The following is a 23,630-nucleotide window of genomic DNA, read 5'->3' as shown; positions in this document are numbered from 1 at the left end:
ATTCATATGCTTATCCTCTTTATTAATTTTGGGGATTTGATATCCTTTCAAACAGGATTAACGATTGGGATTAGTATGTTTCTTTTTATGCTGAGTAAAGAATTTAAGAAAATAAAAGGCAAAGAAAAAGATCCAATTAAATTACAAAAAATTCGTTTAGTAAGTAGACGAATTTTTCAAGTGATGGCATGTGGCATATTGGTTTCATTGTTTTTGAACTTAGAGTGGGGATTTTATGTATTGCTTAGTGTAATAAGCTGTGGATCTATGTTGTTTATGTTATATATTTTCTATTCATACATAATAGAAAGCTATGAAACTTAAAAAAGAGTCTTCTCATGGGAAGACTCTTTTAATCTATTTATTTCGTAATAAATTGTTGTGTCCAGTAGTTGCCGCTTTCTACATAGCCAACACCGATGTGAGTGAAGCCGTTATTTAAGATGTTTGCACGGTGTCCAGCGCTGTTCATCCAAGCTTGTACTACTTCTTCAGGTGTACGTTGGCCTTGAGCGATGTTTTCACCTGCAGATGTATAAGAAATACCAAATTTCTTCATCATATCAAACGGAGATCCGTATGTAGGACTGTTATGATCAAAGTAGTTGTTTTTTTGCATATCTTCAGACTTAATACGTGCTACTTTACTTAATTCAGTATCGATTTTTAGTGCTGGTAAGCCTTGTTTTGCACGCTCAGCGTTTGTTAATTCAACAACACGTTGTTCGAACTCGCTTAAAGATTTTGCTTCTTCAGCAGGCTTTTGCTCAGCTGGTTTTTGTTCAGCAGGTTTTTGAGTATTGTTGTTTTCAGCAGGTTTTTGAGCTTCTGGTTTTTGAACTTCTTCAGCAGGCTTTTGCTCGGCTGGTTTTTGTTCAACTGGCTTTTGAGTTTCTGGCTTAGCTGTTGGTTGCTCAGTTACAACATTTTCAGTAGGTTGTTGACCAGGAATGAAGCAGTTTGGTTGGAAGTTTCCTTGTTGCCATTGTGCTAATGATTCAACTCCCATAGATTGTAAGAATGCTTGTAATTCTTGTTGGCTCATTTGTTTCATCATCACTTTTGAATGCTGAATATTTTGAACCTTTAAGTTAGATGGTTGTACTGTTGCAGCTTGTGCATCTAGAGAAGATACTCCTAAAGTAAGAGCTGTTGCAGCAGCTACAGATAATAAAACACGCTTTTTCATGATGTGTGTCCCCCTATATAAAGTTTTAATTTGTTTTCACACGATTTGTTTTTGACAGCCTGTCTGACTGACAAATTCATCGTAGCATACAATTTGCGAGAAAAAAGATGGAAAAAAATTCATAGACTTTAAAATTACCTAATTTATCCTAAGAGAAGGAGGGAGCAAAAATAAGAGAAATATAGAGTATAAAAGGAATTTATAGTGTTTTTATACTTGGTTTTAAGAGGGGGTTTTTGGATAAAGTTACCTAAATAGAAAATGAAGAATCCTATTGTATCAATGGTTTGAGCGATTTTTTGAGGAATATAATGGATTGATTTTTACAAAACTGTAATGTTTCTGTTGTTCTTTTTTATAATAAAGTAACATATTTTTAATGTTGTAGCAGACAAAAAAGCGGCTATCTCTTTACATAGACGAAGGAGATAGCCGTTTTCCTATTATTACGTATGTTACGAGTTATTACGAGTTAGTTTCAATTGCTTCTAATAATAAATCCACAATGTGAATTCCTCTTATCTTATGAGAAAGCCCTTCTCGCTCAATACCCAATTTCATTTGTAATAAACAACCTGGATTTGCAGTAACAATGGTTGCTGCTTCTGTTTCATGCACACGGTCCATTTTGTAATCTAGAAATTCCATTGATAACTCTGAATGAACAATATTGTAAATACCAGCAGAGCCACAGCAACGATCGGCATCTTTCATTTCTCGATATGTTGCACCTTGGATAGCCTCTAGTAACATACGAGGTTCAGAAGATGTGCGCATAACATTGCGTAAATGACAAGAGTCTTGATACGTAATAACTTGCGGCGTGAGTCGTAAGTCAGTTCGCTTATGGAAGTCTAGTTCTACTAGTATAGCAGTAATATCTTTAATCTTAGAAACAAACTGCTTAGCACGTTCAGCCCAATCCGGATCATCCTTTAAAAGATAATCATAGTCTACGAGGTAAGCTCCGCAACCACCTGCATTCGTAATAATATAGTCGATGTTTAAGTCTTCGAATGCTTTTATATTGCGCTTTGCTAATTCTTTTGCTCCACTCTTTTCACCAGCATGTCCATGCAATGCACCGCAGCAACTTTGTGTTTTCGGAATAACGATATCACAACCAGCTAATTGAAGAAGTTTCATCGTTGCGTTATTTGTTTCTAAAAACATCGTATCCATTAAGCAGCCTGTGAAGAATGCAACTTGTTTTTTCTTTGTACTTTCTGCAGGTAAAAATGAAGGACGATCTTTCATCGCTTTCATTTTAGGGACTTTTGGTAAAACGAGATCCATCGTTGCAAGTGTTTCGGGGAATAACTTCATAATCCCTGTTTTATGTGTTAGCGTTTGTAAACCAGAACGTTGATAAAATCCGATTAGTCCAGTTAATGTTCTCATTCGATTTTGATGGGGGAATAATCCTTCAAAAACGACTTTTCGAACAGCTTTCACTGGCACCGAGAATTTTTTATTTTGATTAATAATATCACGAGCTTCTTCTAATAAATGCCCATAATTTACACCAGATGGACAAACAGGCTCACAAGCACGGCAACCAAGACAAACGTTTAATGTATTCTCAACATCTTCATCTGGTTCGATTAAACCATCAACGACAGCTTTCATTAATGCGATACGTCCGCGCGGTGAATGTGACTCTTTATATCCGGATTGAATGTAGGTAGGACAAGTAGGTAAACAAAAACCGCATCGCATACAGTTTAGTAATTCATCTTCACTTAATCGTTCTTTAAATTCTTTTTGAATATTTTCTTTATTCAATGTCGTCATCGCTCAACCACCACTCTTTTTCGGGTGTCTTTCGCGAACATTTTTCCAGGATTCATAATGTTATTTGGATCGAAAGCTTGCTTTATTCCTTGCATAGCTGCAATACCTTCCTTACCTAATTTCATTTCTAAATATGGAGCTTTCATCGCACCAACACCATGTTCACCAGTAATTGTGCCACCAAGTTCAATTGCTTTCGCAAATATTTCAGCAAAAGCTTGTTCAGCTCGGTGCATTTCTTCTGCATTACGAGCGTCTGTCATACAAGTTGGATGTAAGTTACCATCACCAGCGTGTCCAAACGTACAAATAGGAATATTATATTTTTTTGCAATGGTATTAATAGCTTCAACCATTGGAGCTATTTGTGAACGTGGTACAGTTGCATCTTCTAATATTGTAGTAGGTTTTAATCGTGCGAGCGCTGATAGGGCACTACGGCGAGCGGTACGAAGCGCATCTGCTTCCGTCTCATCTTTTGCAACGCGAACATCAACTGCATTCATAGAGTGACAAACGTTAGCCATTTTTTCAATATCTCGATTGACTACTTCGGGTGGACCGTCTTGTTCGATTAATAAAATTGCTTTTACATCTGTAGGTAAACCGATTTGTGCAAACTCTTCTACTACTTCAATTGTCGGTTGGTCTAAAAACTCCAGTGTTGCTGGAATGATTTTATTTGCAATAATAGAAGAAACAGCACGTGCAGCTTCATTAATATCTTCATATAATGCAAGCATTGTTTTCTTTGTTTCAGGCATAGGAACAAGTTTTAATATGGCTTCTGTTACCACGCCAAGTGTTCCTTCAGAACCGATAAATAAACGAGTTAAATCGTAACCAGCTACATCTTTTGCTAATTTACCACCAGTGCGAATAATATCACCATTTGGTAAGACAAGTTCAAGCCCCATTACATAATCACGTGTTACGCCATATTTCAAACCGCGTAATCCACCTGAGTTTTCATTAATATTACCGCCGATTGTAGAAATTTTCATCGAGCTTGGATCTGGTGGATAAAATAAACCTTTTTCTTCTACCGCTTTAATAATATCAAGTGTAATGACACCAGCTTGTACAGTAATTGTTAAGTTTTCTTCATCAATTTCTAAAATATTGTTCATATGGCGGAAAATAAGGACGATACCGCCTTCAAGTGGACATGTTCCTGCGCAAAGATTTGTTCCAGACCCGCGCACATACACAGGAATTTTGTGAGTGTTACATACTTTTAACACTTCAGCTACTTCATTTGTATTACGAGGAGCAATGACTGCATCAGGCATTGCTTGGAAGTTTGGAGTGGCATCATAACTATAAGTTAAACGCCCCATATTGGATGTATCTACATTATCTTCGCCAACAATAGATACGAATGAATGAATAATTTGTTTTTCTAACATTGGAAATCCCCCTCAAACTGTTAACGTGTTTAGTTATAATAAACAACGTGGTAACAGTGCTTTCATTATAATGATAAAAAAGTCGAGGGATTCTTTCTATGTATAATCATCTAAAGATTAATCTGTTTTATCGTTCTTTTTTGTATGATTATCTAATAGGAGGAGTGCGAAGTATAAAACGTTTAAGTCTTTGAATTGTTTTGGATCAAGTCCTGTATGTTCTTCAATCTTTTTTAGCCTATAATGTAAGGTGTTAATGTGTATATGTAATTGTTTAGCTGTCTGTTTATAAGATTGGTTATAATCGATAAATAAGCGTAAAGTGTGCATAAGCTCAGGAGATGATAGTAAGCTTTGGATGGTACGCTCTAGAAATTGTTCACGCGTTTCGGCAGAAATATCTTGTAAACACATTTCTAAACGTAAATCTTCATTAAATACAATTTTTTTCGTTTCCAATGATACAGAAAGAGCACGTAATGCTTGTTCGTAACATATGTTCATATTGTTTGGGGTAACTGTTTGCCCAATCCCGATATATAAAGGAATAGAAAATAAAGCTTCGCAGTCTTGTTTTAACCGTTTTAAAAACTGATAAGTTTGTTCTTTGGAGCTCATCGCTGTAAATAAAATAAAACGATCATTTCCCCAGCGAACAAATAGATGCTCTTTTGTTAAAATATTTCGTACATGTTGCCATATTTTACGCTGGAGCATTGTGTCATTTTTGCCAATAGAAAACAAAACAAGTTGTTTTTTCTTATATAAATCAATGCCAAGTGTTTTGGCACGATCAAGAAAACTCGGGGACCACTCTGTATTTTGAAGCCAATCAAAGACAAAAGCTTCATAAGAACGGTGCTCAAGTTCTAATTGCTCTAAAAAGTAGTTTTCATGAATTAATAATTCGGTCATCTTACGCAATATTTCTCCGTAGCGTGAAATATTTTCAGGTTCTCCGGTAATCCCAATGACACCAATTACTTCATCATGAAATAATAGAGGAAGATTCATCCCAGCCTTTACACCTTGCAATCGCCTTTCATCTTCTTTTGTAATGATGACGGTTTTCTTTTGTTTAGCGCAGCGGAGTGCACCTTCATGAAATTGGCCAATTCTTTCTGTATCTGTACTTGCGATAATAACGCCTTCTATATTAATGATAATTATATTTTCTGTAATTAGTCTGCGTACTTCTCGTACAATTTTATTCGCTAAATCAGGAAATAGCATAATTGACACACCTCAAATTCTATTTGTTGTACATTATATATGTAAATTGAGTAAGAAAGGGGAATTTCACACTTTCCACACATTTATTTGTTATTTTACAATTATAACGAAATCATCTGAAGATGGAGGGAATCTTTTGAGAAAGTATGTTTTTCTTCTCTGTTTTTTATTTCTATTAGTAGGGTGTCAAGGAAGTTCATATACACCAATTGCTAAAGATAAAAATGTTATTATAACTACGAATATAAAAGAAGGCAGTATTAGTTTTATTGATAAAAAAGATAAAAAGTTAATTACGACATGGGAACTAAATGAGCCAATGGCTGGAATCACACTGCTTCCAAATGGCGATGAAATACTTGTATACGGTAAGCAATTAGAATATATGTATGTATATTCACTAGCGGAAGGAAGGCAAGTGGAAAAATATAAAACTGGAAAGGGCATTGTAAATGTGGTCGTATCAGCAGATAAAAAACAATTATTTGCTGCTGATCAAAATGTTCAAAAGGTAAGGTTCTTTACGATAAATGGGAAAGAGACAGGAAATGTTTCAACAGGAAAAGGGCCTATAACGATGGTAGAGTATCAGAATCGGTTATCTGTACTAAACTTTTATGATACGAAACTAACGACAATTGATACGAAGAAAAAAGAAGTTGTTCAATCCTTTATGATTCCGCCAGCATCAACAGGAGCGACGATTAGTCCTGATGGGAAAGAAATATGGATTGGCGGGCATGGTGATGGAAATCAAGTGAATGAGAAAGTATTAGTGTATTCTTTACAGAGCGGTGAAATGGTACGTTCTTTACACGCTCCATTTATGCCTGTGAACATAACGAAAGATAATAAGTACGTATATGCATTAAGCCACGGTTCGAATATGCTTAGAAAATTTGATATTAGTACGTATAAAGAGGTAGCTTCCGTTGAAATAGGCTCAAATCCATTTGCATTTTTGAAAAGCGGAGCAGAAGGATATGTAGCAAGTTATGATAGTGATGAAGTGTGCGTCATGGATATGAAGAGTATGAAAATAAAACAAACAATTAAAGTCGGAAAAGGACCGTTTCAACTCATAGAGAGGGAAGGGAAGGACAATGAATAAATATAGAGTGCTAGTTGTAGATGATGAAAGTGATATGAGGCAGCTTGTTGGAATGTATTTGGATAACTTTGGATATGAGTGGGGAGAAGCTGAAAACGGAAAAGAGGCTCTTAAAAAACTAGAAACGGATCATTATGATTTCGTTGTATTAGATATAATGATGCCAGAAATGGATGGACTTTCAGTTTGTAAAGAAATTAGAAAAACGTCAGATGTGCCGATTATATTTTTAACCGCAAAAGGTGAAGAGTGGAATAGGGTGAATGGCTTACGTATGGGAGCAGATGATTATATTGTAAAACCGTTTAGTCCTGGTGAATTGGTTGCCCGTATGGAAGCTGTACTAAGAAGATATACAAAGCAAGAACAGCAAGAAGAGATTCAATTTGGACCAATTCTTATCAATGAAAGAAGCAGACGAATTGAGGCGAATGGTGAGTCGATTTCTCTTACTGTAAAAGAGTTTGATTTACTATATTTTCTTTGTCAGCATACAGGACAAGTATTTAGCCGGGAGCAATTACTTGAAAAGGTATGGGGATATGATTATGCCGGAAGTACAAGAACAGTAGATACGCACGTGAAAACGATGCGCTTGAAGCTTGGAGAAAGTGGAAACTACATTCAAACTGTTTGGGGTGTAGGCTATAAATTTGAGGTGTAACATATGTTTACGATGGTACAAAAACTTTGGCTTACAGTAGTATGTGCAGTATGTGTAACAGTGTCCTTTCTTTATTTCGTATCTTTATACTCGTATGAAAAGTTATACGTTGATAATTTAAAAACTTCGTTAGTAATGGAAGGGAAAAATCTTGCTGCTCAATATGATAAGCGTGAAGGAATATCAACTTTTGAAGAGAAAGTAAGATCGTTTGATCAAATATCTAGTTCAGACGTTATTTTCGTATCTAATCCGCGTGATTTAAGCGCATGTTTGCCTTTTGATGTGCATCATCATTCTCTTATAAGTGAAGGAGATAGGCAAACGCTATTAGATGGGAAAACTGTGACAAAAATAGGATATGAAGAACATTTTGACCGTAATATTATGGGGGTTGTCATTCCTGTATTGGAAAATAAAAAATTAGTCGGAATTGTCTATTCGTATATTCCTTTAAAAAGTATAAAAGATTTAATCTATGATATGGGTCTTATTTTAGCACCGTTAGCAATTGCTATGATTTTAATTACGATATGGGTTGGAAGAAAAATTATAATTGCAATTACGAAGCCACTTTCGCAAATGGAGCGGGTTGCAAATCATTTGGCTACGGGAGATTTTTCGGAGCGGATTACAGTTTCTTCAGAGGATGAAATTGGACGATTAGGAAAAGCATTTAATAAAATGGCAAATTCATTAGAAACAGAAGATGTAAAGCGTAAGGAATTTTTAGCAAATGTTTCGCATGAACTTAGAACACCACTTAGTTATATAAAAGGGTATAGCGAGGCTATTTTAGATGGTGTTGCAAAGGGAGCTCAGCAGGAAAAAGTAACGCAGCTAATTCATAAAGAAGCAGGTCGTATGCAGCGTCTCGTTCATGACTTGTTAGACTTAGCACAATTAGAAGGTGAGCACTTTCCGTTAAAGAAGCAACCTATCGTTTTTTCACAGCTGATTGAAGACGTATTAGATACGTATGAGATTAAGTTTATAGAAAAGGAAATTCATATTTCAACCAATTTAAATCCAGAGGTCATTGTCATGATTGATGAGGATCGTATGCAACAAGTGCTTCATAATGTGTTAGATAATGCGATACGATATACAAATCAAAAAGGAAATATCGTTATAACTTTAGAGCAAATCGATGATTACTGTGAATTAAAAATAAAAGATACAGGAATTGGCATTGATATAGAGCATTTGGAGAATCTTGGGGAACGCTTTTACAGAGTTGATAAAGCGAGAAGTCGTCAACATGGTGGAACAGGTTTAGGCCTTGCTATTGTGAAACAAATTGTTCATATACATGGTGGACAGTGGAAAATTGAAAGTGAAAAAGATAAGGGAACAACGGTTATTATTAAACTGAATGTACAGGATGAGGGGGGCATGTTCTAATTTTTAGGGCATGTTCTTTATATTGAAGAAAATATTTATCCCGCTATTCGCCGGTCAGTAAGACCCTCACCTCAAAATTCAGCGGAAGCAAAGAAGTTAGGTGGAGGCACTGCTGCCCGTAAACGCCCGATTGGTGAGGGCTAATAATCAGTGGGGGATGAACAAAACCCTCACTGATTAAAGTTTCACTTTATACGTAAAAATATAAATTAATATGTAATAAATATCGAAAATTTGACTATTTTATGAACAAAACATTTGTACTTCTTATCAATTCGGTCTAAAATAGTTATGATGCAAAGTTCTTATAAATCGTTTCAATTGTTGTTTGGAAGATACTGAGGTGATTTAACTGGAGTACAAATCTATTAAACCGAAAAAAATTTACGAAGAAGTATCTGAAGCTATTTTAACAATGATTAAAAATGGTACGTTAAAACCTGGTGACAAACTACTCCCTGTGCATCAATTAGCTGAGCAGTTTCAAGTTGGCAGATCTGCTGTTCGTGAAGCGCTAAGTGCGCTAAGAGCGATGGGCTTAATTGAGATGAAACAAGGAGAAGGTACATATGTGAAGAACTTCGATTCTTCTTCATTAACGAAATCATTAAACAATAGATTATTAATGAAGAAAGAAGATATTTTGAATTTATTAGAAGTACGAAAGGTGCTTGAAGTGGGGGCAGTTCGAGTAGCGGCGGCAAAACGTACGGAAGATAATTTACAAAATATGAAACATTGGTTAGATGAAATGGCAAAGAGCATTGGAGATGAAAAGGCTGGCGAAAAAGCCGATTTTCAATTTCATATGGGAATTGCAGAGTCTTCGCATAATAGCATTTTGCTTGAACTCATGAATCATGTTTCAGAGATGATTGCTGAAACGATTGGTGAATCAAGACGCATTATTTTATATGGTGAACAAACGACATCAGAACGACTTATAGAAGAGCATCAAGTTATATATGATGCGGTGTTAAAACAAGATGTAGAATTAGCGCAGCAAGCAATGCTAGATCACTTAACAAATGTAGAACATATTGTCACAGGTAAAAACGATATAAATTCGTAATTTAATCTTTTAAAAATTTAATTTTCTGATAAAATAGAGAAAGATTAAGTAAGCGTTTTCTTTAGAAGAGGGAGAGGATAGGCCATGGTTGAGCCTATTTCTTCTCTGCTTAGTCATCTGATGACCATATGTTTGTTGGTGAAGTTGTAAAAAGGGGGAGTAATAGTTATGAAAGTTACTTTATTTGTTACTTGTTTAGTCGATATGTTTGAAACAAATGTCGGTAAAGCAACGGTTGAAGTGTTGGAGCGTTTAGGTTGTGAAATTGAATTTCCAGAAGCGCAAGTTTGTTGTGGTCAGCCTGCTTATAATAGCGGCCATGTAGAAGCAGCAAAAGAAGCAATGAAACATATGATTGAAACTTTCGAAGATGCAGAATATATTGTTACGCCATCTGGTTCTTGTGCGACAATGTTTCATGAGTATCCACATGTTTTCAAAGATGATCCAAAGTGGGCTAAACGTGCACAAAAAGTTGCTGATAAAACTTATGAATTTACACAGTTTATTGTGGATGTTTTAAAGGTTACTGATGTTGGTGCAAGTTTACCAGGGGTCGCTACTATTCATAAATCATGTCATATGACACGTATGCTTGGAATAAAAGAAGCACCAGGAATTTTATTATCAAATGTAAAAGGATTAACTGTGAGAGATTTGCCAAACGTGCAAAATTGTTGCGGGTTTGGGGGAACGTTTTCAGTTAAGATGACTCCAATTTCTGAGCAAATGGTAGACGAAAAAGTAGATAGTGTAATGGAAACAGGTGCAGATTATTTAATCGGTGCAGATTGTGGGTGTTTGTTAAACATTGGCGGACGTATTGAGCGTTTAGGAAAAGAAGTAAAAGTAATGCATATTGCTGAGGTACTGAATAGTCGCTCATGAAGGGGGAACATAAGCTATGTCTATGAAAATCAGTGAGAAAAAATTTAATGATCGCGTTGGTGATGGAATTCAAGATTCGTTTATGCGTGGAGCAGTATCTTCTGCACAAACGCGTTTATATACGAATCGCTTAAAAGCCGCAGATGAACTAGGAAACTGGGAAGAGTGGCGTGAACTAGGTGAACAAATTCGTCAACATACGTTAGAAAATCTTGATTATTACTTAATGCAGTTAAGTGAAAATGTATCAAAAAGAGGCGGACACGTGTACTTTGCGAAAACGAAAGAGGAAGCAGCAAAGTATATTCAAGACGTTGCAAAAAAGAAGCAGGCAAAAAAGATAGTAAAATCAAAGTCGATGGTAACAGAAGAAATCAGTATGAACCATGCGCTTGAAGAGATTGGCTGTGAAGTGTTAGAGAGTGACTTAGGAGAATATATCTTGCAAGTAGATAACGATCCACCTTCACATATTATTGCACCTGCACTTCATAAAAATAGAACGCAAATTCGCGATGTATTTAAAGAAAAGCTAGGCTATGAAAATTCTGATGACCCGTATGAAATGACAAAGTTTGTTCGTAAACAACTTCGTGAGAAATTTATGGATGCAGAAATTGGTGTAACTGGTTGTAACTTTGCTGTTGCAAATACTGGCTCTCTTTGTTTAGTAACGAATGAAGGTAATGCAGATCTTGTTATGTCAATTCCTAAAACACAAATAGCGGTAATGGGTATGGAACGTATGGTTCCGACAATGGAAGAATTAGATGTTTTAGTTGGTTTACTATGTCGTAGTGCAGTAGGTCAAAAATTAACAAGTTATGTAACAGTAGCGGGGCCAATTCAAGAAGAGGAAGTTGATGGACCTGAAGAATTTCATTTAGTTGTTGTTGATAATGGTCGCTCTCAAATTCTTGGATCTGAATTCCGTTCAGTATTACAATGTATTCGTTGCGCTGCTTGTGTTAATGTATGTCCTGTATATCGTCACGTTGGTGGACATTCATATGGATCGATTTACTCAGGACCAATCGGTGCGGTATTAACACCGCTTCTAGGTGGATATGATGATTACAAAGAGCTTCCTTATGCATCTAGTTTATGCGGAGCATGTACAGAAGCTTGTCCAGTAAAAATTCCATTGCATGATTTATTATTAAAACATCGTCAAGTCATCGTTGAGCAAGAAGGTCGTGCACCACTTGCAGAAAAACTGGCTATGAAAATGTTTAGTATGGGTGCTTCTTCAGCTGCTTTATATAAAATGGGTTCAAAAATGGCACCAGCGGCAATGAGTCCATTTACATCTGGTAATCGTGTATCAAAAGGTGTTGGACCACTTAAAAACTGGACGGATATTCGTGAATTCCCAGCTCCAAGTAAAGAACGATTCCGTGATTGGTATAAAGATCATAAGAAAGGCGGGGATAAATAATGACAGGATTAATTCAAAACCGTGATGCCTTTCTAGATAACATTGCAAAAGAACTTGGGCGCGCGCGTAAAACAGAAGGTGTAGAGCGTCCAGTATGGAAAAGTAATGTGAATATAGAAACGTTAAAAGATTATTCACAAGAAGAATTACTAGAAGTGTTTAAAGAGCAATGTACAAACATTCATACAACTGTAGTAGAAACGACAAACGACCGTTTAGGTGAAGACCTTCAAAAAGTAATCATGGAAAACGGCGGGGGACCTATTTTATTATCAGCAGATGCGCGTTTTGATGCATATGGTTTAACATCTTTATTTAAAGAAGAACTTCCAAAGCGAGATGTTGAAGTAAATGTATGGGATCCAGAGAGAAAAGACGAAAATATGCGTTTAGCTGAAAAAGCGAATATTGGTATTGCATTTAGTGATTATACATTAGCTGAATCTGGTACAATTGTTGTACAAAGTCATAAAGGTCAAGGGCGTTCTTTACACTTTTTACCGACTGTATATTTTGCTATTATTCCACGTGAAACACTTGTGCCTCGTATTACACAAGCAGTTCAGGATATGAACTCACGCGTAGAAAATGGGGAGACAGCGGCATCTTGTATTAACTTTATTACAGGGCCAAGTAACTCGGCTGACATCGAGATGAATCTTGTTGTCGGAGTACATGGACCATTAAAAGCAGTTTATTTCATCGTATAAAAGAGGGGAAAGCAGGCCAGGAAATGGCCTGCTTTTTAGTAGAATAAAGGATAATATGAAGTAGAAGTTCTCTCCTTTTTTTGCTATGTTTTTTGGGAAAGGAGAGGAAGGGATGTTCACTTATTTATATGCACTGTTAGCAGGGATGGTGTTTGGTTCTTTTTTTATGCTAGTTGCGATGAGGGTTCCATTAGGTGCTTCTATTATTACCCCGCGTTCACATTGTGATTATTGCAAATATGTGCTAAGGACAAAAGAACTAATCCCCATCATTTCATTTTATATACAAAGAGGCTGTTGTACGAATTGTAAGAGGAAAATTCCAATTATGTATGTAGCATTTGAATGTATAACAGGAGGTATATTTCTTCTTACAGTGTATATGATTGGAATAGAACGAGAGCTTATTATTATTTTATCCCTTTTTTCGCTACTTCTTATTATTTCAGTTACAGATTACTTATATATGTTAATTCCTGATTGTATTTTAATTTCGTTTGCCTTTTTACTCATTCTCGAAAGTGTTTTTGTACAATTAGTTACTTGGACAGATAGTATAGCTGGTAGTGGTGTTATATTTATTTTGTTATATTGCATGCAAAAGATATATCCAGAAGGGCTTGGCGGAGGAGATATAAAACTACTTTCGTTACTTGGATTTATAGTAGGAGTGAAAGGAGTTTTTATCGTTTTATTTTTAGCATCTTGTTTTAGTCTTTGTTTTTTCGGGATTGGTATCGGATTAAAACGTATAGAAGTACGAAAGCCAATTCCATTTGGTCCTTTTATTAGTCTCGGGGCAATATGTTATGTATTGGCCGCATATTCAAATTAGAGAGGGAATCGAAAATGAACGTATATATGGATGATCAAAGAAGTTGCCCGTTCGGTATGTGCCCGCAACTACAGTAGAATGTGCTTTGCAAATGGTTCGGGATTATGATGTGAATATTCTTTCTCTTGATTTTAATATGGGATGGGGAGCGAAAAATGGACTAGATTTTGTAGAAGCTTTTTGTACAGAGGGGTTATATGTAAATGAAATTCGCTTTCATACGAATGATGTCATCGGTATGTACAAGATGAAACAGAGAATGGATAAGGGAAAGGAAGAAGGAGAAATTACTCCTCACCTTGTTATTAAATACGTGGGAAGCTAAAAACTCCAAAGTAAAACTTTGGAGTTTTTAATGTTTCATATGGGCTTGTAAAGGAATAATCTCTTCTTGTTGAGCTGTTGCGATTTCAGTTTCTTCCTGTTGAACTTCAGGCGTTTTCTTTGTTAAGTAGTGGTATACCATACCGACAAATACTGATCCGCCAATAATGTTACCAATTGTAACAGGAATTAAGTTATGAATAGCACCTGAAAAAGAAATTGTCTCAGGATGCGGTGAAACTAAAGATAAAGCAAAGAGTGATAAGTTTGCAATACTATGTTCGTAACCAGATAAGAAGAATGTGAAAACAAGTAGCATCATGACCATTATTTTTGCTGTGTCACCTTTAACCTGAGAAGGTAAGAAGCAAGCAAGACATACGAGCCAGTTACATAAAATGGCTTTAAAGAATAACTGCATCGTAGGTGTATTCATCTTTCCTTCAACGACTTTACTCATTAAGTGACCGTGATCAATTGCTTCAAAAATTCCAGTTGCGTAAAATAGTAAGGCAAAGAATAATGCGCCGGCTAAGTTACCTGCATAACAAGCAACCCAGTTACGAAGTGTATCAGAAATCGTTGTTTCTTTTCTTAAAGTTGCGACAGTAAAGTACATTGTGTTCCCAGTAAACAATTCAGCACCGCCATATATAATAAGTACGAGAGCAATCCCGAAAAACATAGAAGCGGCTAAATAAGTTGCTGGTGAATCTGCAATGTGAAAAAAGTTACCTAATTTAAAACATAGTACAATAATAAAACCGATATAAATACCAGCAAGTGCAGCACGAATGAAATATTGCATTGGGTTTGTATCTAGTATTTTCTTTTTGCTTTTAGCCAGTTTGACAACATAATCTAGTCCTTGTTCTAGCATGAGTAATACGCTCCTTTAGTAAATCTTCTATAAATACTCCTTATATGAATAAAGTACATGGAATTGTTCTTACTTTCAATAAGTTTGTGCAATGTTTCACAAAAAGGACATACATACATTAAGAAAACGTTTACAAAAGGTAGTATAATGGAATTTTTTCTGGACATTGCGAGGAAGAAAGGAAAAAGAAAAAGCGCTGTAATTACAGCGCTTTTTCGTCTAAATTCTTTTCCACTTTTACTTCTACTTCTTTTGAGAAGAACCAACCACCAACTGCGATTCCGACTAATACAATCCAGAATGTAAGCTTCCACGGAGTGGATTCTGGGAATGAATGTGGAATTACATTTAATGCAGGATGTGCTAATGTATAAACTGCTAGCTTCACACCAACCCAACCTACAATTAAGAATGCTGCAATTTCAAGCCCTGGTTTACGTTTTAAGATTTGTACGAAAGCAGTTGCTGCAAATCGCATAATGATTAATCCGATAAGTCCACCTACAAAGATAACAACGAATTGCCCAGTATCAAGACTACCAATTGTACCTAGTCCTGTTTTTGGTAAAGTCATTGCTAGTGCAACAGCAGCTAAAATTGAATCAACTGCGAAGGCGATATCAGCAACCTCAACTTTAAATACAGTCCACCAAAAGTTCTCTTGTTTTTTCTTTGCTTCTTTTTCTTCTGTTTCTTCATCTGTATTCTTTTTAACATATGTTTTAAATAAGTGATTACCAGCGATAAACATAAGGTAGATGGCACCGATTGCTTGCACTTGCCATACATCGACTAAGAACGAAATCATAAATAACGATCCAAATCGGAAAACGAATGCCCCCGCTAATCCGTAAAATAGTGCTTTCTTTCGTTTTTCTTCTGGTAAATGTTTTACCATAATTGCAAGAACAAGAGCGTTATCAGCCGCTAAAATCCCTTCAAGTGCAATTAGGATGAGTAATACCCAACCATACTCCAATAATAATGATACATCCATGTACATTCTCCTCTCATCTCTATAACTTCTAAATAAGTGAAGAATTTCCCCACTATTTAGTTTCCCCATACTCCTGCCTATTAACTTTGGGAGAATCTGGAAATGAATGCAAAAAAGACCTCTGCCGTTAATAGGCAAAGGTCTTGCTAGACATATGTAATAAAAATGCCAACAAAGCCGGAAGAACTAAGTTCTACGTAATGACGACTTTGTTTCCAAGATATATTCTTGGACGCTACTCCCCTTTGGAGATATGTTATTGTATTCTCATTATATGGATAATTTATACGGTTGTCAACCTGTTAAAATATCTTCATTCGGATATTTTATTTTTCGGTTCTTTTTACGAGCAAATGAAAATGCCAATGTTAAAGGACCCATTTTCCCAAAAAACATCATAAAAATAATAATCGCTTTTCCAATTATAGTTAAGTGGGGTGTTAAGTTCATACTGAGGCCAACAGTCCCAAATGCTGAAAATACTTCGAAAGCACTCATCAATAGAGGAACTCGTTCAGTAATACTCAAAATTAAAATAGCAAAAAAGATAAATGAAATAGAAATAATAGTAATGGTTAATGATTTGACAATGAGAGTATCTTTAATGGATTTTTTAAATACGACAATATCTTCTTGTTCTTGTAAAAATTTAAATACACCAAAAAATATGATTAAAAATGTTGTTAACTTAATCCCCCCACCCGTTGAAGCACTACCAGCACCAATAAACATAAGTAGCATCATTAATAGCAGGGAAGGTTTTGACAATGTAGAAATATCAACTGTATTAAACCCGGCAGTTCGCGTTGAAATTGCTTGGAAATAAGAGGCCATTCCTTCTTCAAATGGGGTAAAACCTCTCATAGAAAGAGAGTTATGGAACTCGAATATAAAAATAAAAAGGGTAGCAATAATGTTGATGATTAGAGTAGAAGAGAGCATAAGTTTTGAATGTAGTGTAAGGTTTTTAAAGTTTTTCTTTCTTTTTATGTCTACGATCACTGTAAAACCAATTCCACCTAAAATGATGAGAGAGGAAATGACGAAATTGACAATAATGCTATGAGAATGGGACATTAAATTATCGCTCCACACAGAAAAACCAGCATTGTTAAAGGCTGAGATTGAATGGAAAAAACTATAATAGATCCCTTTGGTAACCCCGTATTTTGGTACCCACTCAAAAGAAAGAATTAAAGTAGCGATACATTCGACTGTAAAAGAGAATAAAAATAATGCTTTGGCAAGACGGATGACGCCGCCTATATTCGTTTGATTTAATGCTTGTTGTAATAAAATACGGTTTTGAAGACCGATTTTTCTGCCGAGCATAATCGCAATTAAGACAGCAAAGCTCATAATACCAAGTCCGCCAACTTGTATAAGCGTTAAAATGATACATTGTCCAAACAAAGTAAATACTTTTCCAGTGTCCACAACACCAAGCCCTGTAACCGTACAGGCAGAAACTGTTGTAAATAAAGCATCGAGCCATGAAATAGACGTTGTTGTAGCGATTGGAAGCTTTAATAAGCATGTACCTATAATTGATAACATGATAAAAGACAAAGTAAGAACGCGGGGAGGACTCATACGAATGTTAATCCGTTTCATGTTATATATCGTTCCTTTCTGTTTGCTCTTACTAGTATGTGAAAAAGTCCGATTATGTATGTGAAAAATAGAAAGAGGCAGAGAATATCTGCCTCTAAGCCATATGTTATATTATTATCCGCGTAATTGTTGTTGAGCTAAAGAAACAAGACGTTTTGTTACTTCACCGCCAACTGATCCGTTAGAACGAGATGCTGTATTAGACCCTAAGCTTACGCCGAATTCTTGTGCAATTTCATATTTAAATTGATCAAGTGCTTGTTCAGCACCTGGAACTAGTAATTTGTTTGTTTTTGCCATGATGATACACATCCTTATGAGTAATCCAGTCCAGATAAGTACTTATCTGAATTGGTACTGTTATTTTATGTGGAACCGGCGTGCTCATACGCGGAAGTAATCGGTGTGATTAGAAGTTATTGGATAGAAAAAAGAGTAGCAAATTTGCTACTCTTTTTTTAGTATTGTCGCTGTACCTTCCACGACAATATCATCCGATTGATTATATATATTTGTTTGCAACGTAATGATTTTTTTATCGTCACGCTTCTTAATAACCTCTGCCACAACGCGAAGTGTATCACCGATTTTGACAGGGGCACGGAATGAAACATTTTGGGATAAATAAATTGTATTTTTGCCTGGGAGTTTCGTTCCAAGGATGGTAGAAATAAAACTCGAAACGAGCATACCATGGGCAATGCGTTCTTTAAACATTGTCGTTTTTGCAAAAGAGTCTAAAATGTGAATAGGATTCACATCCCCAGTCAATTTTGCAAAATTGATAACATCTTCATCTGTAATTGTTTTTGTAAGGGATGCTTGATCACCGACTTGAATCTCATCATAATGAAGCTCCGGGACGGTTTGTGCTTCTTGGAATGGATTCATTTTGTCCTCCTTCTTTTCCATATCGAAAAATGCCAGCCATCTTGATGTAGTAGGAGGAAGAAAGAGTTTTGTTTGTGCTGCAGTTAGCTCCCACATTTTTCTTACTTGATGGAAGTAAATAGATTTTTTGAGTTTTCCTCGAACTTTTTTGCGAGTTCCAACTGTTTTGACTTGAACTCTTCCAAAAAACCCTCTAACTGTTTTTGAGCCTCTTCACGTTGTAATTGTTGTTGCTCAATAAATTGTTTTGTTGTTTCTTCAAATTGACCGCTTGTTTGTGTAAGAATTGACAAAGATGTTTTTGTAGGAGAAACAGTAAGTTGATGCATATGAGCAGAAAGTTCCTTCCATTTGTCCTGCCACTCGTTAATTTGATCATTTAAGGAGTTTCCAGTTAATTGTTTCACGTAATCTGTATATTGGTTGTTGAACTGAGCAGTGAGTTGTTGTAGTTCTTTTTCTAGTTCATCTACTCCTGATGTTAATTTATGCAAAGCGTCTTGTTGTTGTTTTAATGTTTCTAAAGTAAGCTGCTCTAATTGTTTCCCAGCTGAAGAGAAAAGGGAAAGTGATTGAGACCAGTTTTTCCAAAATGCATCGACTAATTCGTATGGTTTAGTTTCCATTGTTTGACCCCCAAATGTTTTTTTGCATATTGTGAACGCAGATTACTCTGCTGTACCACCAGGTGAAGATGAAGAATCCTTTTCATCCTTTTCTGGAGAAGTAGAAAATGGAAAGAATGCATTGGTGTATAACGTGAAAAACGTTCGCAACATATTTTGATAATGTTCAAAAGAAGTCGCACATGTTGTTAAATATTGCTCTCCATATTCAGTTAAAGAATAAATTCTTTTTGCCGGCCCTCCATCGCTTGTATCCCAAGTAGAAGAAATAAGGTTTTCTTTTTCTAATTTGCGTAGTGTTCTATAAACATTACCTTGGTCAACAGAAGAAAAGCCGATATCCATTAGCATTTGAATAAGTTTGTAACCATGAAGACTCCAGTCTTTTAGACAGAGAAGTAAGAAGGGAACTAAGAAGTTTTTTGGCATGGAGTTTGGTTGCTTCGCTTGGTTGCTCTCCAAACTTTCGCGTTGTTCTGGTTCATTTTGTAGCATGATTGTGCATCACCTCATGAATCAGTTAGATGGAATTTTTTGCTTATAAGTGCAATTTACACCTATCTGTTTTTAAAGTCAACACATTTGTTAGAAAATAGAAAAAAATAAAATATAGACTTGAAGTTTTATTCAGAATATTAGAAAATAGTGAATAGGTTGAATTGTTTCAAAAACGAAAAAGGGAGTGTAGGTAAAGTGATTGATCAAAAATTCGATCCACTACAAGCATGGAAAAATGCTTATGAACAAACCGAAACATTTTGGGGAAAAGCGCTCAATGAAACAATTAAAACAGAAGAATATTCTGCTTGGATGGGCAGCGTTCTAGATTTGAATTTGTTTTATCAAAAAGCATTAAATGATACGACAAAAAACTATTTAGAACAAGTAAATGTGCCGACGAAAGAGGATATCGCAAGAGTAGCTACGCTAGTTATTAACTTAGAAAATAAAGTAGATAACATTGAGGAGTTTCTAGAGGAGAAAGTCGATTCTTTAGGACAAGCTCCTACATTAAAGCGTGATGTGACGAAAGTGAAACAAGATATTCGTACGCTTGAAACAAAAGTAGATCAAATTTTAGAATTGCTAGAAAAGCAAAATGCAGTACTAGCTAAACTACAAGTACCTGTAAAAGAAGAGGTAAAGCCTGCGAATAAGCCAGAAAATAAAAAATGATAAAAGCGCTTGTTTATAACAGATAAAAGAGAGAGGGAGAATCTCTTTTCACGTATAAACAGCGAAACATAATTATATATGGACTCTATAGTATGAGTACCAAAATGATTCATAACAATCGTTCACAAATTCATTTAAGGGGGAAAAGAAATGGTTCAATTAAATGGAAAAGTAGCAATCGTAACAGGTGGAGCAAAAGGAATTGGAAAAGCAATTACAGTAGCATTAGCACAAGAGGGAGCAAAAGTAGTTATTAACTATAATAGCAGTAAAGAAGCAGCTGAAAATTTAGTAAATGAATTAGGAAAAGACGGACATGATGTTTATGCAGTGCAAGCGGATGTTTCTAAAGTAGAAGATGCAAACCGACTTGTAGAAGAAGCTGTGAATCATTTTGGTAAAGTTGATATTCTTGTTAATAATGCTGGTATTACAAGAGATCGTACATTCAAAAAGTTAAATCGTGAAGATTGGGAGCGCGTAATTGACGTGAATTTAAGTAGCGTATTTAATACGACAAGCGCTGTTCTTCCATACATAACAGAAGCGGAAGAAGGAAGAATTATTAGCATTTCTTCTATTATTGGTCAAGCAGGTGGATTTGGCCAAACAAACTACTCAGCAGCAAAAGCGGGTATGTTAGGATTTACAAAATCATTAGCGTTAGAACTTGCAAAAACAAATGTCACTGTAAACGCTATTTGCCCAGGATTTATTGATACTGAAATGGTAGCAGAAGTACCAGAAGAAGTACGTCAAAAAATCGTTGCAAAAATCCCGAAAAAACGTTTTGGTCAAGCCGATGAAATTGCAAAAGGTGTAGTATACCTATGCCGTGACGGTGCGTATATCACAGGTCAACAATTAAACATTAACGGCGGATTATATATGTAATGAAGTAAGAAAAAAGTGCATATCCATAGCAGGAATGCACTTCTTTTTTTAAGAAGGAAATCGACCAAAAAGGAGATAGAAAAATGACTACATTCGCAACAGAATGGGAAAAGCAATTAGAGCTATACCCAGAAGAGTACCGAAAAGCATACCGCCGAGTGAAAAGGGCGAGTGAAATTTTATTACGTGAACCAGAGCCGCAAGTAGGGTTAACGCCGAAAGAGGTTATTTGGACGAAGAATAAGACGAAGCTTTATCGCTACATTCCAAAACAAGAAAAAACACAAAGAGTTCCAATTCTGTTAATATATGCTCTTATTAATAAACCATATATTATGGATTTAACTCCTGGAAATAGTTTAGTGGAATATCTAGTGGATCGTGGTTTTGATGTGTATATGCTTGATTGGGGCACATTTGGTTTAGAAGATAGTCATTTGAAATTTGATGATTTTGTGTTTGATTATATTGCAAAAGCAGTAAAAAAAGTAATGCGAACTGCAAAATCGGACGAGATTTCTTTACTTGGTTATTGCATGGGTGGAACGCTAACTTCTATTTATGCAGCACTTCATCCGCACATGCCAATTCGTAATTTAATTTTCATGACAAGTCCTTTTGATTTCTCTGAAACAGGATTGTATGGCCCTTTATTAGATGAGAAATACTTCAATTTAGATAAAGCGGTTGATACATTTGGAAATATTCCGCCAGAAATGATTGATTTCGGAAACAAAATGTTAAAGCCAATTACGAACTTTGTTGGTCCATATGTTGCTTTAGTAGATCGTTCAGAGAATGAGCGCTTCGTCGAAAGCTGGAGATTGGTTCAAAAGTGGGTTGGTGATGGTATTCCGTTCCCAGGTGAATCATACAGACAGTGGATTCGTGATTTTTATCAAAATAATAAGTTGGTTAAGGGTGAACTCGTTATTCGCGGACAAAAGGTAGACCTTGCAAATATTAAGGCGAATGTCTTAAATATTTCCGGGAAACGCGATCATATCGCTTTGCCATGTCAAGTAGAAGCATTACTAGACCATATTTCTAGCACAGATAAACAATATGTATGTTTACCAACAGGGCATATGTCTATCGTTTACGGTGGAACAGCTGTAAAACAAACATATCCGACGATTGGAAATTGGCTTGAAGAGCGTTCTAATTAAAAATAAAAAAATCCAACTAGCCTATGTTAGTTGGATTTTTTTATGAAAAATAACAAAACATAGAAAGGAGAAATTTATATTTTAGGAGTATAATTATGAAACTTATGATGGGTAAGTTGTTTTGGAATACAGGAGTTTCTGTACCTTGTTATCCACTGTTAGAAAATGATATGATATGTGATGTGCTCGTAGTTGGAAGCGGCGAAGCCGGTGCTCATATAGCGCATTCGTTAGCGAAAATTGGCATGAGTGTTACACTTATTGAAAAAAGAGCAATTGTGTGTGGTAGCACAGCTGCTAATACAGGTTTACTACAATTTCTTCATGATAAATCGTTAACCTCTCTTATCCATACATTTGGTAAAGAAAAAGGGGTACGAGCATATAAGCTTTGTTATGAAGCGCTAAGAACAATGGAAGAGGTTATACCGACTCTTGATATTAATCCCCATTTTATTCCGCGAAATAGTTTATATTATGCAAGTAAAAGTGAGGATGTCTCATTTTTACAAGAGGAATATAATACGTTACAGAATTATGGATTTCCAGTTGAATATTTTACAGAAGCTGATATTAAGAAACGTTATTCTTTTGCAAAACAAGCAGCGTTATATACGCAAGGTGATGCTGAGGTGAATCCGTATTTACTAGCGTATAGTTTTTTGCATAAAGCAAACCAAATGGGAGCTAATATATATGAACATACAGAGGCAATACATATAAAAAAACGCAAAAATGATTTAATTTGTTACACGAAAACAGGAAATCAAATTGTAGCAAAGAATATTATTATGGCGACAGGTTATGAGGCGCTTTTTGGAAAGAAAGAAAAAAATACAACAGTAGACACCTCTTATGCAATTGTAACAAATGAAATAGATCAATTTGAAGGCTGGCATGAGCGATCGTTAATTTGGGAAACGGCACGGCCCTACTTATATTTTCGAACGTATCGAAACCGCATTATTGTAGGCGGATTAGATGAAGCGCTACAAATTCAAACAATTGGTGATACGAAATTATTGCATAAGCGTGATATCCTTATTAATATTGTAAAAGAGATGTTCCCGCAGTATAAAAATATACAGGCAGACTACTATTGGGCAGCCGCATTTGGTGGTACTCATGATGGTCTCCCCATTTTAAAAGAAGACGAAAAGATACATAATTTGTTTTATGCATTGCCGTATGGAGGTAATGGAACTGTATATGGAATGGTCTTTGCCAAATTATTTGAGCAGTTATTTACAAATAAAGAAAGTAAAGATTTTTCTTTATTTAATCGATAGAAAAAAGGTAGCGAAGTGATGGA

Annotated in this window: 23 protein-coding genes, 2 pseudogenes and 1 riboswitch; of the genes and pseudogenes, 14 read left to right on the top strand and 11 right to left on the bottom strand. The window is 35.7% G+C overall.

Annotated features, from left to right (window positions below; all coding sequences use genetic code 11):
• Positions 1-324 (top strand): annotated as a pseudogene (locus tag GBN78_RS07735) (DUF1648 domain-containing protein); the annotation flags it as partial.
• A gap of 37 nt (positions 325-361) precedes the next feature.
• On the opposite strand, the gene GBN78_RS07730 reads toward GBN78_RS07735, so the two are convergent.
• The 4 genes from GBN78_RS07730 to GBN78_RS07715 form a co-directional block, all read right to left on the bottom strand.
• A complete protein-coding gene (locus tag GBN78_RS07730) occupies positions 362-1,189 on the bottom strand; it encodes a CAP domain-containing protein (RefSeq protein WP_000747588.1) in 828 nt (275 codons plus the stop codon).
• 465 nt (positions 1,190-1,654) lie between these two features.
• Positions 1,655-2,983 carry a (Fe-S)-binding protein gene (locus tag GBN78_RS07725; RefSeq protein WP_000209648.1) on the bottom strand — a complete coding sequence of 443 codons (1,329 nt, stop codon included), beginning with the start codon at positions 2,981-2,983 and terminating at the stop codon, positions 1,655-1,657.
• A complete protein-coding gene (gene glcD, locus GBN78_RS07720) occupies positions 2,980-4,392 on the bottom strand; it encodes a glycolate oxidase subunit GlcD (protein ID WP_000890754.1) in 1,413 nt (470 codons plus the stop codon). The genes GBN78_RS07725 and glcD overlap by 4 nt, the downstream gene beginning before the upstream one ends.
• A 117-nt stretch (positions 4,393-4,509) precedes the next feature.
• The gene (locus tag GBN78_RS07715; RefSeq protein ID WP_152127144.1) at positions 4,510-5,625 is read right to left on the bottom strand and encodes a CdaR family transcriptional regulator; all 1,116 of its coding nucleotides are present in this window, start codon (positions 5,623-5,625) and stop codon (positions 4,510-4,512) included.
• Positions 5,626-5,761: 136 nt separating this feature from the next.
• Between GBN78_RS07715 and GBN78_RS07710 the strand changes: the two genes are divergently transcribed.
• From GBN78_RS07710 to GBN78_RS07670, 9 genes and pseudogenes are all read left to right on the top strand, one after another.
• Positions 5,762-6,736 (top strand): YncE family protein, encoded by a 975-nt coding sequence (locus tag GBN78_RS07710; RefSeq protein WP_001234146.1) that lies wholly within the window; start codon positions 5,762-5,764, stop codon positions 6,734-6,736.
• A complete protein-coding gene (locus GBN78_RS07705; RefSeq protein ID WP_098299605.1) occupies positions 6,729-7,400 on the top strand; it encodes a response regulator transcription factor in 672 nt (223 codons plus the stop codon). Before GBN78_RS07710 ends, GBN78_RS07705 begins: the two co-directional genes overlap by 8 nt.
• A gap of 3 nt (positions 7,401-7,403) precedes the next feature.
• Positions 7,404-8,804: a sensor histidine kinase gene (locus tag GBN78_RS07700; protein ID WP_000494817.1), complete on the top strand. Its 1,401-nt coding sequence runs from the start codon at positions 7,404-7,406 to the stop codon at positions 8,802-8,804.
• A 382-nt stretch (positions 8,805-9,186) separates the two neighbouring features.
• Positions 9,187-9,876: a FadR/GntR family transcriptional regulator gene (locus GBN78_RS07695; protein ID WP_254904472.1), complete on the top strand. Its 690-nt coding sequence runs from the start codon at positions 9,187-9,189 to the stop codon at positions 9,874-9,876.
• Positions 9,877-10,044: 168 nt separating this feature from the next.
• Positions 10,045-10,764: a (Fe-S)-binding protein gene (locus tag GBN78_RS07690; protein ID WP_000869150.1), complete on the top strand. Its 720-nt coding sequence runs from the start codon at positions 10,045-10,047 to the stop codon at positions 10,762-10,764.
• Positions 10,765-10,780: 16 nt separating this feature from the next.
• On the top strand, positions 10,781-12,202 hold the full coding sequence (locus tag GBN78_RS07685; protein WP_000061922.1) for a LutB/LldF family L-lactate oxidation iron-sulfur protein: 1,422 nt from the start codon (positions 10,781-10,783) through the stop codon (positions 12,200-12,202).
• Complete coding sequence (locus GBN78_RS07680) at positions 12,202-12,912, top strand: LutC/YkgG family protein (RefSeq protein ID WP_000147183.1); 711 nt, start codon at positions 12,202-12,204, stop codon at positions 12,910-12,912. Before GBN78_RS07685 ends, GBN78_RS07680 begins: the two co-directional genes overlap by 1 nt.
• 112 nt (positions 12,913-13,024) lie before the next feature.
• Positions 13,025-13,747, top strand: a complete 723-nt coding sequence (locus GBN78_RS07675; protein WP_000495716.1) for a prepilin peptidase — start codon at positions 13,025-13,027, stop codon at positions 13,745-13,747.
• 14 nt (positions 13,748-13,761) lie between these two features.
• Positions 13,762-14,072: pseudogene (locus GBN78_RS07670) on the top strand (cyclic-phosphate processing receiver domain-containing protein).
• A gap of 27 nt (positions 14,073-14,099) precedes the next feature.
• Here GBN78_RS07670 and GBN78_RS07665 read toward each other — a convergent pair.
• From GBN78_RS07665 to phaQ, 7 genes are all read right to left on the bottom strand, one after another.
• Entirely contained in the window at positions 14,100-14,951 is an 852-nt protein-coding gene (locus GBN78_RS07665) for a formate/nitrite transporter family protein (RefSeq protein ID WP_000893027.1), read from the bottom strand.
• Between the two features lie 202 nt (positions 14,952-15,153).
• A complete protein-coding gene (locus GBN78_RS07660; RefSeq protein ID WP_152127142.1) occupies positions 15,154-15,948 on the bottom strand; it encodes a TerC family protein in 795 nt (264 codons plus the stop codon).
• A gap of 82 nt (positions 15,949-16,030) precedes the next feature.
• Positions 16,031-16,204: riboswitch (yybP-ykoY riboswitch) on the bottom strand.
• Positions 16,205-16,242: 38 nt separating this feature from the next.
• A complete protein-coding gene (locus GBN78_RS07655) occupies positions 16,243-17,562 on the bottom strand; it encodes a TrkH family potassium uptake protein (protein WP_000822329.1) in 1,320 nt (439 codons plus the stop codon).
• Positions 17,563-17,676: 114 nt separating this feature from the next.
• Positions 17,677-17,862 carry an alpha/beta-type small acid-soluble spore protein gene (locus tag GBN78_RS07650; protein WP_001140707.1) on the bottom strand — a complete coding sequence of 62 codons (186 nt, stop codon included), beginning with the start codon at positions 17,860-17,862 and terminating at the stop codon, positions 17,677-17,679.
• Positions 17,863-18,009: 147 nt separating this feature from the next.
• Positions 18,010-18,453: a MaoC family dehydratase gene (locus GBN78_RS07645; protein WP_030024144.1), complete on the bottom strand. Its 444-nt coding sequence runs from the start codon at positions 18,451-18,453 to the stop codon at positions 18,010-18,012.
• A 101-nt stretch (positions 18,454-18,554) separates the two neighbouring features.
• Positions 18,555-19,079 carry a polyhydroxyalkanoic acid inclusion protein PhaP gene (gene phaP / locus GBN78_RS07640; RefSeq protein ID WP_000448594.1) on the bottom strand — a complete coding sequence of 175 codons (525 nt, stop codon included), beginning with the start codon at positions 19,077-19,079 and terminating at the stop codon, positions 18,555-18,557.
• 42 nt (positions 19,080-19,121) lie between these two features.
• Complete coding sequence (gene phaQ / locus GBN78_RS07635; RefSeq protein ID WP_000939955.1) at positions 19,122-19,574, bottom strand: poly-beta-hydroxybutyrate-responsive repressor; 453 nt, start codon at positions 19,572-19,574, stop codon at positions 19,122-19,124.
• 198 nt (positions 19,575-19,772) lie between these two features.
• Here phaQ and phaR point away from each other — a divergent pair, with 198 nt between their 5' ends.
• The 4 genes from phaR (at position 19,773) to GBN78_RS07615 (ending at position 23,607) form a co-directional block, all read left to right on the top strand.
• Complete coding sequence (gene phaR / locus GBN78_RS07630; RefSeq protein ID WP_000566942.1) at positions 19,773-20,255, top strand: polyhydroxyalkanoic acid synthase subunit PhaR; 483 nt, start codon at positions 19,773-19,775, stop codon at positions 20,253-20,255.
• 150 nt (positions 20,256-20,405) lie between these two features.
• Positions 20,406-21,149: an acetoacetyl-CoA reductase gene (locus GBN78_RS07625; RefSeq protein WP_000250407.1), complete on the top strand. Its 744-nt coding sequence runs from the start codon at positions 20,406-20,408 to the stop codon at positions 21,147-21,149.
• 83 nt (positions 21,150-21,232) lie between these two features.
• Positions 21,233-22,318 carry a class III poly(R)-hydroxyalkanoic acid synthase subunit PhaC gene (gene phaC / locus GBN78_RS07620; protein WP_000206336.1) on the top strand — a complete coding sequence of 362 codons (1,086 nt, stop codon included), beginning with the start codon at positions 21,233-21,235 and terminating at the stop codon, positions 22,316-22,318.
• Between the two features lie 95 nt (positions 22,319-22,413).
• Complete coding sequence (locus GBN78_RS07615) at positions 22,414-23,607, top strand: NAD(P)/FAD-dependent oxidoreductase (RefSeq protein ID WP_000772521.1); 1,194 nt, start codon at positions 22,414-22,416, stop codon at positions 23,605-23,607.
• Positions 23,608-23,630: the final 23 nt, after the last annotated feature.

This window comes from Bacillus sp. B2-WWTP-C-10-Post-4 (assembly GCF_009183805.1).
In the GTDB taxonomy this organism is placed as follows: domain Bacteria; phylum Bacillota; class Bacilli; order Bacillales; family Bacillaceae_G; genus Bacillus_A; species Bacillus_A cereus.
Note: the sequence above shows the minus strand (reverse complement) of the source record. Positions and strands in the feature narration are given on the sequence as shown.

Bases quoted from the DNA above. Each gene is read 5' to 3' on its own strand.
- GBN78_RS07730 (WP_000747588.1), bottom strand. From the start codon at position 1,189: ATGAAAAAGCGTGTTTTATTATCTGTAGCTGCTGCAACAGCTCTTACT.
- GBN78_RS07725 (WP_000209648.1), bottom strand. From the start codon at position 2,983: ATGACGACATTGAATAAAGAAAATATTCAAAAAGAATTTAAAGAACGA.
- glcD (WP_000890754.1), bottom strand. From the start codon at position 4,392: ATGTTAGAAAAACAAATTATTCATTCATTCGTATCTATTGTTGGCGAA.
- GBN78_RS07715 (WP_152127144.1), bottom strand. From the start codon at position 5,625: ATGCTATTTCCTGATTTAGCGAATAAAATTGTACGAGAAGTACGCAGA.
- GBN78_RS07705 (WP_098299605.1), top strand. From the start codon at position 6,729: ATGAATAAATATAGAGTGCTAGTTGTAGATGATGAAAGTGATATGAGG.
- GBN78_RS07700 (WP_000494817.1), top strand. From the start codon at position 7,404: ATGTTTACGATGGTACAAAAACTTTGGCTTACAGTAGTATGTGCAGTA.
- GBN78_RS07690 (WP_000869150.1), top strand. From the start codon at position 10,045: ATGAAAGTTACTTTATTTGTTACTTGTTTAGTCGATATGTTTGAAACA.
- GBN78_RS07685 (WP_000061922.1), top strand. From the start codon at position 10,781: ATGTCTATGAAAATCAGTGAGAAAAAATTTAATGATCGCGTTGGTGAT.
- GBN78_RS07680 (WP_000147183.1), top strand. From the start codon at position 12,202: ATGACAGGATTAATTCAAAACCGTGATGCCTTTCTAGATAACATTGCA.
- GBN78_RS07675 (WP_000495716.1), top strand. From the start codon at position 13,025: ATGTTCACTTATTTATATGCACTGTTAGCAGGGATGGTGTTTGGTTCT.
- GBN78_RS07665 (WP_000893027.1), bottom strand. From the start codon at position 14,951: ATGCTAGAACAAGGACTAGATTATGTTGTCAAACTGGCTAAAAGCAAA.
- GBN78_RS07660 (WP_152127142.1), bottom strand. From the start codon at position 15,948: ATGGATGTATCATTATTATTGGAGTATGGTTGGGTATTACTCATCCTA.
- GBN78_RS07655 (WP_000822329.1), bottom strand. From the start codon at position 17,562: ATGAAACGGATTAACATTCGTATGAGTCCTCCCCGCGTTCTTACTTTG.
- GBN78_RS07650 (WP_001140707.1), bottom strand. From the start codon at position 17,862: ATGGCAAAAACAAACAAATTACTAGTTCCAGGTGCTGAACAAGCACTT.
- GBN78_RS07645 (WP_030024144.1), bottom strand. From the start codon at position 18,453: ATGAATCCATTCCAAGAAGCACAAACCGTCCCGGAGCTTCATTATGAT.
- phaP (WP_000448594.1), bottom strand. From the start codon at position 19,079: ATGGAAACTAAACCATACGAATTAGTCGATGCATTTTGGAAAAACTGG.
- phaQ (WP_000939955.1), bottom strand. From the start codon at position 19,574: ATGCTACAAAATGAACCAGAACAACGCGAAAGTTTGGAGAGCAACCAA.
- GBN78_RS07625 (WP_000250407.1), top strand. From the start codon at position 20,406: ATGGTTCAATTAAATGGAAAAGTAGCAATCGTAACAGGTGGAGCAAAA.
- phaC (WP_000206336.1), top strand. From the start codon at position 21,233: ATGACTACATTCGCAACAGAATGGGAAAAGCAATTAGAGCTATACCCA.
- GBN78_RS07615 (WP_000772521.1), top strand. From the start codon at position 22,414: ATGAAACTTATGATGGGTAAGTTGTTTTGGAATACAGGAGTTTCTGTA.